This window comes from Rhizobium sp. SEMIA 4085, from assembly GCF_013004495.1.
GTDB classification, from domain to species: Bacteria; Pseudomonadota; Alphaproteobacteria; order Rhizobiales; family Rhizobiaceae; genus Rhizobium; species Rhizobium gallicum.
In genome coordinates this window covers 1-10,733 of record NZ_JABEPH010000208.1, presented here as the reverse complement: position 1 = coordinate 10,733, position 10,733 = coordinate 1, and the positions used below count along the sequence as shown (strand labels likewise).

General features: G+C 59.6%; 10 protein-coding genes, 1 tRNA gene and 1 pseudogene. 4 read left to right on the top strand and 8 right to left on the bottom strand.

The genetic code is table 11. The annotated features are described in order from the left end of the window. Window positions 1–761: D-glycerate dehydrogenase (locus C9413_RS19930; RefSeq protein WP_170250801.1), on the top strand; the 761-nt coding region annotated here is incomplete at its 5' end. On the opposite strand, the gene C9413_RS19925 is transcribed toward C9413_RS19930, so the two are convergent. The 6 genes from C9413_RS19925 to C9413_RS19900 all read right to left on the bottom strand — a co-directional run bounded on the left by C9413_RS19925 (window position 758) and on the right by C9413_RS19900 (window position 5,290). Next, window positions 758–1,231, bottom strand: a complete 474-nt coding sequence (locus C9413_RS19925) for a GNAT family N-acetyltransferase (RefSeq protein WP_039843488.1) — start codon at window positions 1,229–1,231, stop codon at window positions 758–760. The two genes, C9413_RS19930 and C9413_RS19925, sit on opposite strands and share 4 nt — an antisense overlap. Further along, window positions 1,228–2,052, bottom strand: coding sequence for a molybdopterin-synthase adenylyltransferase MoeB (locus C9413_RS19920; RefSeq protein ID WP_039843487.1), 825 nt, complete (start codon window positions 2,050–2,052; stop codon window positions 1,228–1,230). Before C9413_RS19920 ends, C9413_RS19925 begins: the two co-directional genes overlap by 4 nt. Continuing rightward, window positions 2,049–3,173: a DNA replication/repair protein RecF gene (recF, locus tag C9413_RS19915; protein ID WP_039843486.1), complete on the bottom strand. Its 1,125-nt coding sequence runs from the start codon at window positions 3,171–3,173 to the stop codon at window positions 2,049–2,051. The genes C9413_RS19920 and recF overlap by 4 nt, the downstream gene beginning before the upstream one ends. A 700-nt stretch (window positions 3,174–3,873) precedes the next feature. Continuing rightward, the gene (locus tag C9413_RS19910) at window positions 3,874–4,296 is read right to left on the bottom strand and encodes a hypothetical protein (protein WP_039843485.1); all 423 of its coding nucleotides are present in this window, start codon (window positions 4,294–4,296) and stop codon (window positions 3,874–3,876) included. A gap of 387 nt (window positions 4,297–4,683) precedes the next feature. Further along, window positions 4,684–4,759 (bottom strand) — tRNA-Ala (locus C9413_RS19905). A gap of 147 nt (window positions 4,760–4,906) precedes the next feature. Beyond that, a complete protein-coding gene (locus C9413_RS19900) occupies window positions 4,907–5,290 on the bottom strand; it encodes a TIGR02300 family protein (protein WP_039843483.1) in 384 nt (127 codons plus the stop codon). Window positions 5,291–5,572: 282 nt separating this feature from the next. On the opposite strand from C9413_RS19900, the pseudogene C9413_RS19895 reads away from it, so the two are divergent. The 3 genes and pseudogenes from C9413_RS19895 to rpsA form a co-directional block, all read left to right on the top strand. Next, a pseudogene (locus C9413_RS19895) lies at window positions 5,573–5,797 on the top strand (FMN-binding negative transcriptional regulator); the annotation flags it as partial. Beyond that, window positions 5,794–6,438 carry a (d)CMP kinase gene (gene cmk, locus C9413_RS19890; RefSeq protein WP_039843482.1) on the top strand — a complete coding sequence of 215 codons (645 nt, stop codon included), beginning with the start codon at window positions 5,794–5,796 and terminating at the stop codon, window positions 6,436–6,438. The pseudogene C9413_RS19895 and the gene cmk, both read left to right, overlap by 4 nt. A 176-nt stretch (window positions 6,439–6,614) precedes the next feature. Further along, window positions 6,615–8,315, top strand: a complete 1,701-nt coding sequence (gene rpsA, locus C9413_RS19885; RefSeq protein WP_022713201.1) for a 30S ribosomal protein S1 — start codon at window positions 6,615–6,617, stop codon at window positions 8,313–8,315. A 58-nt stretch (window positions 8,316–8,373) separates the two neighbouring features. Here the strand turns inward: rpsA and C9413_RS19880 are convergent, their stop codons facing one another. Further along, on the bottom strand, window positions 8,374–9,873 hold the full coding sequence (locus C9413_RS19880) for a hypothetical protein (protein ID WP_039843481.1): 1,500 nt from the start codon (window positions 9,871–9,873) through the stop codon (window positions 8,374–8,376). Between the two features lie 234 nt (window positions 9,874–10,107). After that, a complete protein-coding gene (locus C9413_RS19875; RefSeq protein ID WP_170250800.1) occupies window positions 10,108–10,701 on the bottom strand; it encodes a ribonuclease D in 594 nt (197 codons plus the stop codon). Window positions 10,702–10,733: the final 32 nt, after the last annotated feature.

Genomic DNA, 10,733 nt, shown 5'->3' with positions numbered 1-10,733 from the left:
ACGGCACAGTCCCCATCGTGCCCGAGGCGGCAGCCCGTCGCGGCATTCCCGTGACCCACCAGCCGAAGGTTCGGGCCGCGGACACGGCCGACATGACCCTGGCGCTGATCCTCGCCGTGCCCCGGCGCCTCGGCGAAGGTGCACGGGTGCTTACCGACAAGCCCGGCGAATGGGCCGGATGGTCGCCGACCTGGATGCTCGGCCGGCGCATTCACGGCAAGCGCATCGGCATCGTTGGCATGGGCCGGATAGGCACGGCCGTCGCGCGCCGCGCCAAGGCATTCGGCTTGTCGATCCACTATCACAACCGCAAGCGGGTGAGCCCGGCGACCGAGGACGAACTAGAGGCGACTTATTGGGAAAGCCTCGACCAGATGCTGGCACGGGTCGACATCGTATCCATCAATTGCCCTTCGACGCCCGCAACCTTTCACTTGATTTCCGCTCGCCGCCTCGCGCTGCTGCAGCCGACGGCCTATATCGTCAACACGGCGCGCGGTGACGTCGTGGATGAGAGCGCCCTGATCAAATGCCTGAGAGAGGGGAAGATCGCGGGCGCCGGGCTCGACGTTTTCGAAAACGAACCTGCCGTCAACCCGAAGCTTGTCAAACTTGCGAACGAGGGCAAGGTGGTGCTGCTGCCGCACATGAGTTCGGCGACGATCGAAGGCCGCATCGATATGGGCGACAAGGTGATTATCAACATACGCGCCTTCATCGACGGCCACCGACCGCCGAACCGCGTACTGCCCGGCCGCTAAACGGCGAGAACCTTGCGCATTTCGATATAGGTGACCCGATCGAAACCCGGATGAGATTTTTCGGCCGTCTTTGCAAAGCCCCAGGCGGCAAAGACTGAATGGTTGCCGGTCAATTCGATGCGCGTATCGAGCCGCAGCGCAGATAACAGGCGCTCTCTCGCAGCCGCCTCGGCTACCTGCAGCAACAGCCTGCCGATACCCCTTCCCTGCGCCTCCGGCGCGACCGCGAGCTTGCCGAGATAAAGACATCCCGGCTCAGGCCTCAAGAACATGCAGCCAAGCAGATCCTCGTCTTCAAGCACGACGTAGCCGATCTCGTTTAGGGTTTTCTCGGCAAGCGATTGCGGTGTCAGGCTCAAGGCCGAAGACGGCGGATTGATGCGGCCATTCATATAGGCGAAGGACGAGAGGATTAGTTGCAGCAACTCGCTCCAGCGGTGAAAGTTCTCATCGATCGGGACGATCTTCATGAAACGCTCGGCCCTTGCGCGCGGCGGCGCTTGTAACGGACGCTGTCGAAACGGGCAGACAGCGCATCGTAGAGCAGCAACCGGCCGATAAGCGGCTCGCCGGCGCCGGTAATGAGCTTGATCGCCTCCATCGCCATCAGCGTGCCGATGACACCGGTCAATGCTCCGATGATGCCGGTTTCGGCGCAGGCGGGAATGAGGCCCTCCGGCGGGATTTCCGGAAAAAGATCGCGATAGGCGGGATTGAGCGAGCCATCTTCGGCTCGTTCGTAAGGTTTCAACACAGTCAAGGAACCGTCGAAACGGCCGACAGCGCCGCTTACGAGCGGAATTTCCGCTTTCTCAGCGGCATCGGCTGCGGCGTAACGCGTCTCGAAATTGTCCGACGCATCGATCAGCAAATCGAAGCCAGAAAGATGGCGGCGGGCGGACTCCGACGAAAAGCGCTCTTCGAAGCGGATGATGTTCACATGCGGATTCAGCCGGGCGATTGCAAAGGCGGCGCTTTCCGTCTTCAGTTCGCCAATTGTGCCGGAGTCATGGATGACCTGCCGCTGCAGATTGGAGAGCGAAACGCGATCGTCGTCGGCAATGCCGAGTGTGCCGATCCCGGCAGCTGCCAGATATTGCAGAACCGGTGCGCCAAGCCCGCCCGCGCCGATTACCAGCACACGCGCGGCCTTCAGTCTTTGCTGACCCGCCCCGCCGATCTCAGGCAGCAGAATATGACGCTGATATCTTGCGATTTCTTCCGGGCTCAAAGGTTCCATGGACGCAATGCTATCATGGCCTGAAGGCGCGGGGAAAGCGGCATCCGTCATTCGAAGACCCGGCCCTCGGCAACAGTGAAGAATTGAGCGCGGTCGCCGAGGAGAGAAAACATCGAGCGATCGGTGCCGGTCATGAAAGCCTGGCCGCCAAGCGCATCGATGAGATCGAAGAGCGCGCCACGGCGGGCCTCGTCGAGATGGGCGGCGATTTCGTCGAGAAGCAGAACCGGCGCATGGCCGGTAAGATTGGCGACGAGCTTGGCATGGGCGAGGATCAGGCCGACAAGCAGCGCCTTCTGTTCGCCCGTCGAGCAACGCTCCGCCTCCATCTGCTTTTCGCGGTGCCGGACCAGCAGATCGGCACGGTGCGGGCCGTCAAGCGTGCGGCCGGCGCCGGCGTCGCGATAGCGGTTTTCAGCGAGGATCGCGGCATATTCATCTTCCAGGTCTACGGAAGGGCGCGCGAACTGGCCATCCATGAAACCGGAAAGCTCGAGTGTGGCGGAGGGGAAGGGCGAGGTTTCGCGCGTTTCGTCTATCAGGCGGGCAAGCAGGCCGAGCATTTCCTCGCGTGCAAGCGCCATGGCGATGCCGAGGCTTGCCATCTGCTCTTCGATGCCCGAGAGCCAGGAGGGATCGAAACGGCCATCGTCCAGGAGCTTGTTGCGGCTGCGCATGGCGCGCTCGAAATCGGTGGCGCGGCGACCGTGTGCGGGATCGAGCGACAGCACGAGGCGGTCGAGAAAGCGGCGCCGGTCTGAAGATCCGCCGGCAAAAAGGCCATCCATGGCAGGCGTCAGCCAGAGCACGCGCAGATGATCCGTCAGCTCGTCGGCCGTCTTTACCGGCGTGCCGTTGATGCGCAGCTTGCGGCCGGTATTTTCATCGCTAGTATCGATGCCAGTCCCGATTTCGACCTCACCTTCCATGCCGTCAAGCTCGGCGAAGATCGAAAACCCCGCGCGCGCCCCGACCCGCGTAACATCTGCATAGGTGGCACGGCGAAGACCGCGGCCAGGCGAGAGGAAGGAGACCGCCTCCATCAGATTGGTCTTGCCGGCACCGTTATCCCCCGTCAGCACGACATGCCGCCCGTCGAGCACGAGCGAAGCCGCCGCGTAGTTACGGAAGTCGGTCAGCTTCAGAGAGGAAAGGGAAACCTTGTGGGGCATCGAATATCCGGATTCGGGGCATTGGGGCAGAGCTATGCCGAACGGCAGTTCATGGCAAGGGTCGGTATGAGACAAGCCGCTTTATGACTGCGGGGCGGATGCTAGAATGGTTCGCCTGGGAAACGACACCGCGCCGACCGGCACCGAATATTAAAATGGCTTATCCCGTTGGCACAGGTAGAGACCTCTAGCAGTATATAGAGGAAGTGGAAGTCCGTTCCCAGGTCGAGGGAGAAGCGGTCCTCAGGCTGCCCGAGAGGGCGCGGAATCAAACGAAGGTCAGGATCAGTTCGCCAAGCTATTTCGCATCAGCCAGAGCGCTGGCTGACTGAGGTAGCAAACGCCACCAGCGCAAAGGGCAGCATTCGGCCCGAGGACTAAGCCGCTCGCGCAGCGGGGTGGTCCTCTCCTCCGTCATGGGAACCTCCTGTCTGATGATTGAGAAGACCCCAATCGTGAGCCAGGATCGCAAACCCACAAATGCACGGCGTTCAGATCATTGCTGCACCCTCACCACGGGCGCCAGTGCCGCGCGAGCGGCTTAGTCCTCGGTAGCTTTCTGCCGTACGTCTCATCGATCAGAACGTGCAGGTGGTGCCAACAGTGGACATTCCTGCATTATAGATCGCCCACATGGCGGCAACGACGTCTTCGGCTCCCTCTTAGAGCCGCCGTTGCCGCACTTCCGCGCGTCGTCTCCTTATGCGGTCATCAAATCGATGACCCGCATGATCGCGACCGAATTGCTCGTGTTCTGGGTGCCTTCTGTCGTATCGGCATTAGCGCAGGTCCAAACATCGCCCTTCTTGACCGTGAACTTTTTTTCGTTCTGAACGACCGAAAGTTGTCCCTCAGTCATATGGCAGAGCATGTCGTTCTTCATGATGTCGTCCGGCGTCTTCGCCCCAGGTTGGATAACAACATCCCGCAGTTTCACCATTTTATAAGCTGGTATGACCGAAGCCCGCTCGCCGAGCGCGACAACTCTGACACCGGGTCCGATCTCCTCGCCCTCATCGGGGCCGTAAGTCTGGGCGGCTGCTGGCGTCGCCCAGGCGATCAGTGGCGTTGCGGCCGTTGTAAGGCCGAGTGCGAGCGTGGTTCTACGACTGACGGCTTCCATTGTGTCCTCCCTAGCCAATTTGTTAGAATGCATATTAAGGATTTCTAAAACAACCTCGGCGCGATCATGGAGGTTGTCAAATCAACTCTTTGGAAATGGCTTGCCGCGTCCTATGGAGGCGTACGGCAAAATTCCGCCAATTCGATCATGCGGCAACCGCTAATGATCGCCCGCAACGGGGGCAAACCGATCGGGCCTTCCGCTCGCATTCCGGCCGTCCTGACGTTGGCGGAGATTGTGGCATTTGCCGCGTCGGAAACAGGCTTTCGCTCATTCATCCCGCTTAAATACTGAAGCGTGGGAGATACGTCATCCTCCAATGCTAGATGCTGTTAACACCTGTGCGATCGGGATAAGCCCTATATTAAACTTGAAATCTGGAGATCTTGGTGGAGCTAAGCGGGATCGAACCGCTGACCTCTTGCATGCCATGCAAGCGCTCTCCCAGCTGAGCTATAGCCCCATCAGGGTGGTCCGGTATTTTGCCGGTCCTGGGATAATCCGTGGCATATGCCTGGCGGAGTGGCGGCTTCTTACTTGCGGTTTTCGCAGATGGCAAGCCAAAAAAACCGGCCCGGAGATTTTTTGTCGTCCGGGCCGCGCTTTAGGATCAGACTTCGTCTTCGTCACCGGTGACGCCGATGATGTCGCTCATGTCGTCATCTTCATCGTCTTCGTCGGCTTCGAGGAAGGTATCGTCGTCATCGCCTTCGATTTCGACGTCGTCATCGCCGATATCCGGGATATCATCGCCGGATGCGCCTTCATCGGCGTCTTCCAGCGATACGAGTTCGACTTCGGTGTTTTCGGTATCGACTTCCTGAACCTCGTCTTCTTCGGCGACCTCGGCTGCTGCGGCCGAGGTTTCCTGGAAGAAGGACAATGGGTAGGACTTTCCGGTATAAGGAGAAACAATCGGATCCCGGTTCAGATCGTAGAACTTCTTGCCGGTTTCCGGATCGGTACGCTTGGTTCCAAGTTCCGCTTTCGCCACTATAAGCCTCGTGAGAATGGCCGAATGCTAAATTCGGCAAATGCCGTTCAAACCGGCGTTTCATCGGAATTTATAAGCCGGTCCCCATAATCGTTGCAGCCAACGATGTCAAAGCTAAACTTCGCGCTGCAATCAGTATGGTGAAATGATCGTCAGATGACCGGCAAATAACATTGTGTTAGGTAGCGCCGGAAACGATAAGTCATCGAGAAACAGATGTATCAATCGCCCCATTTCAGGGAAGATGATCTGGTGATACCGCACCAGCTAATCCGCGCCCATCCATGGATCGTTTGCGATGCACCTGAGGATTTTATCCGAGCGCAACTGAAAGGCATCATCGGCGTCGAAATCGAGATTGCGGCGATCGAAGGCAAGTGGAAGGTCAGCCAAAACCGGCCAGCCGGAGATTGCGAATGCGTGGCGGCAGGCGTCGGCGGGACGACTGGTGAGGCCGAGATACTGGATCTTGTGAAGCGCTACGGCAGGCTGGAAGGAAACCATTGAGCAAGACATTTACAATCGCCATCGACGGACCAGCAGCCGCGGGCAAGGGCACCCTTTCGCGGCAGATCGCCGATGAGTACGGCTTTCATCATCTCGATACTGGTCTGACTTATCGAGCGGCTGCGAAGGCGTTGCTCGATGCCGGCCTGCCGCTCGATAACGAGCAGGTCGCCGAAAAGATGGCCCGCGAGGTTGAACTGGGCGACCTCGAACGCGATATACTTGCAAAGCATGAGATCGGCGAAGCCGCCTCAAAGATTGCCGTCATGCCGGCCGTGCGCCGGGCGCTGGTTGAGGCGCAGCGGCGGTTTTCGGAGAAGGCTCCCGGAACAGTGATCGACGGACGTGATATCGGCACCGTCGTATGCCCGGATGCGCCGGTGAAGCTTTATGTGACGGCTTCCCCGGAGGTGCGCGCCAGGCGCCGCTACGAAGAGATCATCGGCAAGGGAGGAACGGCGGATTTCGATGCGATCTTCGAGGACGTGAAGCGACGCGACGAACGCGATATGGGACGGGCCGACAGCCCCTTGAAACCAGCGGAAGAAGCACACTTGCTTGATACGTCGGAAATGAGTATAGAGGCCGCGTTTCAAGCTGCGAAATCGATCATCGACGCAGCATTGAGCCGAAATAACTGAATTCGAGCGATCGTTCCGTGCTTTTGCCGGAAAGCGCTTTATTAAAAGCCTGAAATTCCGTCCAAGCGCCGGATTGCTTCCTTGCAAGGAGGCGGACTGGGTTCAGGCCCGTTTAACACGAACCAACCGGCGCATACGTGGGCCTTGTCAGTATCAAAGGTCACGCAGGAGATTTTATGTCAGTAGCTACTCCCTCTCGCGAGGATTTCGCGGCCCTTCTCGAAGAGTCCTTTGCCAAGAACGATCTGGCTGAAGGCTATGTCACCAAGGGCATCGTCACCGGCATCGAAAAGGATGTCGCCGTTGTCGACGTCGGCCTGAAGGTCGAAGGCCGCATCGCGCTCAAGGAATTCGGCGCGAAAGCCAAGGATGGTTCGCTGAAGGTCGGCGACGAAGTTGAAGTGTATGTCGAGCGTATCGAAAACGCGCTTGGCGAAGCGGTTCTGTCGCGCGAGAAGGCTCGCCGCGAGGAAAGCTGGATCAAGCTTGAAGCAAAGTTCGAAGCCGGCGAGCGCGTCGAAGGCGTAATCTTCAACCAGGTCAAGGGCGGCTTCACGGTCGACCTCGACGGTGCGATCGCCTTCCTGCCGCGTTCTCAGGTCGATATCCGTCCGATCCGCGACGTTTCCCCGCTGATGCACAACCCGCAGCCCTTCGAAATCCTCAAGATGGACAAGCGCCGCGGCAACATCGTGGTTTCGCGCCGTACGGTTCTGGAAGAGTCCCGTGCCGAGCAGCGCTCTGAAATCGTTCAGAACCTCGAAGAAGGCCAGGTTGTTGACGGCGTCGTCAAGAACATCACCGACTACGGTGCGTTCGTTGACCTCGGCGGCATCGACGGCCTGCTGCACGTCACCGACATGGCATGGCGCCGTGTGAACCATCCGTCGGAAATCCTGAACATCGGCCAGCAGGTCAAGGTTCAGATCATCCGCATCAACCAGGAAACCCACCGCATCTCGCTTGGCATGAAACAGCTCGAAAGCGATCCGTGGGATGGCATCCAGGCCAAGTATCCGGAAGGCAAGAAGATTTCCGGTACAGTCACGAACATCACCGACTACGGTGCCTTCGTCGAGCTGGAGCCGGGCATCGAAGGCCTGATCCACATCTCGGAAATGTCCTGGACCAAGAAGAACGTACACCCCGGCAAGATCCTGTCCACGAGCCAGGAAGTCGAAGTCGTCGTCCTCGAAGTCGATCCGTCCAAGCGCCGTATTTCGCTCGGCCTCAAGCAGACGCTGGAAAATCCGTGGGCAGCATTCGCCCGCAATCATCCGGCCGGCACTGAAGTCGAAGGCGAAGTCAAGAACAAGACCGAATTCGGCTTGTTCATCGGTCTCGACGGCGACGTTGACGGCATGGTGCATCTCTCCGACCTCGACTGGAACCGTCCGGGCGAGCAGGTCATCGAAGAGTTCAACAAGGGTGACGTCGTCAAGGCAGTCGTTCTCGACGTCGACGTCGAGAAGGAACGGATCTCGCTCGGCATCAAGCAGCTCGGCAAGGATGCGGTTGGCGAAGCAGCTGCTTCCGGCGACCTGCGCAAGAATGCAGTCGTTTCCTGCGAGGTCATCGCAGTCAACGACGGCGGCATCGAAGTGAAGCTCGTCGACCACGAAGACATCACGTCGTTCATCCGCCGCGCAGACCTCTCGCGCGACCGCGACGAACAGCGTCCGGAACGCTTCTCGGTTGGCCAGGTTGTTGACGCCCGCGTCACCAACTTCTCCAAGAAGGACCGCAAGATCATGCTGTCCATCAAGGCGCTGGAAATCGCAGAAGAGAAGGAAGCTGTCGCTCAGTTCGGTTCATCCGATAGCGGCGCTTCGCTCGGCGACATCCTTGGCGCGGCTCTGAAGAACCGCGGCGAGTAATCGTTAAGCCTTTGAAATCAAGATCCCGCTGGAGCGATCCGGCGGGTTTTTTGTTTGCTTATTCCCAGCCGGCCATGCGCTGATAGAGTGCGTAAACCGGATCGGCGACGGTATTTCCTGATGCTGTGGCGTCAACCTCGGGCAGATCCTGCGGCGCGACACCTTCCGCTCGTTGCTCGCCTTCAGCCTCTGGCTCCTGACGCTCTCCGCCTGTGTTGGCCTGCTGCTCGCCCTCGGAGCCACTTCCTTCGTAGTCGCGACGATGCATTTCCCCGTCGCGGCGTTGGGCACCGTCCTTGGCGAACTGGTAAGGATGCTGGGCGTATGGCATTCCATCAATTGGCTTCAGCAAACCTGACTTCTGCACGGCCTCTGCAATATCGGCAGGAAGAACCTGCGGCTGCGCCACGATGTCTTTCTGCTGATGGATGATCTGTGTGGGTCCGGCAACCGGTAACCGCGCAGTCACCACTGTCTGCTGCAGCTTCGCAGGGACCGCGGCTTCGGAAATGTCTGCCGGAGCCGGTTCTGCCTCGGCCACCATGTCCCCGGCTGGCCTCTCGGTTGTTCCAGGCACCTCTGCCAAATCGTCGAGGAGTGTTGCCGTGTCCTGCTCGCCGATGATTGCAACGATGAGCTCCGAAGCTTCTTCGGTCATCGAGGCAAGAACACCGGTCCAGACTTTCGGAATAACCGGCTCCGAAGGATCGGAGCGCACCGCCGGGATCTGAGCTTCAACGTCTATTGGCTCGTCGATCAACTTCGGCGTATCCAGCGAAACCGGATCCTCGGCCTGCAGGTCAACTGCATCACGGAATTCGAGAGGGTTGTCCTTTGCGCGTGCAGGCTCTTCTAATGCCGCCTCGACGATTTTGACCGGTTGCTCCGCCAATTCGGCAATGAGCACAGCTGGCGCAAGCGGCAACGCTCTCTGGGTTGGCGGGGAGGCCTGAGCTTCCCGTACGGGCGATTGCTGCGCCTTTGCGATTGGCAGCAATTTCTCTTCCTGGATTGCGATGTTTGGCCGCGCTTCCGGGCGCAGAGGCGAAGCATCGTTCTGGCGATAGGAGCGAACGACGGCGCGGGCCGCCAGATCACGATCCTTATGACGGATCGTTTCCAGATAGGCGATCACACGGGCGGCCTCCGGACCGGCCGGGTTCTTCAGTGCCTCAGCAATCAACCGCAGCGGCAGAGTATGACCGGCGCCTGCAAGCTGGGTCTCAATCTCGTTGATCCGGGCGGCCGGAAGCGTCTGGATGGCTTCTGCGAGACGCGATGCAAAAGCGAGATTGCTCTCCAATTCCCGGCGCGGCAGCGGCAGCGCGCGGGAGGCGGCATTGATGGCATCGAGCAACACGTCGAACATGCGCGCGCGAGCGGCTGCGAGAAGGATATTGAGCTTGCCGGCAATCGCTGAATTGAGGTCTGTGGCTTCGACTGCCTGGACAGGCGTCGGCGCAACGACTGAACGACCGAGCCCGTTGGCAGAGATCACTGCAGTTTGGCCGTGGGAGGAAAGGCTTGCATTTGACGCTGCACGAACCGGAGTCAACATGGCATGCTCCTTTTGTCGCAAAGTGACGATGGAAGCAGATCACAAGAGGACCGCGCTCATCCGGCCCCTCGCATTCTCCCGCAGATCCTCCTGTCCGCATGGCGCGTCATCGCACCGTCGAATGCATAAAAATTAGCGGTAATCTTACCGAAGTCTCGTTAATGAAACGCTAACGGCCGGGCGGGGGTGAAATCCCGCCCGGCCGCCGCAGGCATGTTTTTGGCCTCAAGGACGTCAGCTATGGGCGAAGATATCCGCTTCTTCCCAGCCGAGCAGATCGAGTTTGGCGCGGGTCGGCAGGAATTCGAAGCAGGCGGTTGCGTGGTCGATGCGGCCGTCGCGGATCAGCCGCTCGGTCAGCTTGTCGCGCAACGCATGCAGATAGAGCACATCGGAGGCGGCATATTCGAGCTGCGCCGGCGACAGGGTCGCCGCTGCCCAGTCCGACGACTGCTGCACCTTGGAGATGTCGACGTCCAGCATTTCCTTGAGATTGTCCTTCAGGCCGTGGCGATCCGTATAGGTGCGGCACAGGCGCGATGCGATCTTGGTGCAGAAGACCGGCGCCGTGGTGACGCCGAAGGTATGGAACAGCACAGCGATATCAAAGCGTCCATAATGGAAGATCTTCTGGCGAGCCGGATCGGCGAACATGGCGACGAGGTTGGGCGCTTCCTTCTGTCCCGCGGCAATGCGGATGACATCGGCGGTGGCTTTGCCCGACGAGAGGGGCCCGACGCAGAGACTGAGGCGGGGCGGCACGGGGGCGCGGGGTGCTAGATAGAGCGCGCGCGGTGCCGCTAACACGGCGGCGTCTGGAGGTGGCATATTGCCTCCGTGGTGCACGCTGGTGGTGGAGA

What these genes read in the sequence shown, in the direction of transcription:
- C9413_RS19925 (WP_039843488.1), bottom strand. Translation starts at nt 1,231, where the DNA reads ATGAAGATCGTCCCGATCGATGAGAACTTTCACCGCTGGAGCGAGTTG.
- C9413_RS19920 (WP_039843487.1), bottom strand. Translation starts at nt 2,052, where the DNA reads ATGACGGATGCCGCTTTCCCCGCGCCTTCAGGCCATGATAGCATTGCG.
- recF (WP_039843486.1), bottom strand. Translation starts at nt 3,173, where the DNA reads ATGCCCCACAAGGTTTCCCTTTCCTCTCTGAAGCTGACCGACTTCCGT.
- C9413_RS19910 (WP_039843485.1), bottom strand. Translation starts at nt 4,296, where the DNA reads ATGGAAGCCGTCAGTCGTAGAACCACGCTCGCACTCGGCCTTACAACG.
- rpsA (WP_022713201.1), top strand. Translation starts at nt 6,615, where the DNA reads ATGTCAGTAGCTACTCCCTCTCGCGAGGATTTCGCGGCCCTTCTCGAA.
- C9413_RS19880 (WP_039843481.1), bottom strand. Translation starts at nt 9,873, where the DNA reads ATGTTGACTCCGGTTCGTGCAGCGTCAAATGCAAGCCTTTCCTCCCAC.
- C9413_RS19875 (WP_170250800.1), bottom strand. Translation starts at nt 10,701, where the DNA reads ATGCCACCTCCAGACGCCGCCGTGTTAGCGGCACCGCGCGCGCTCTAT.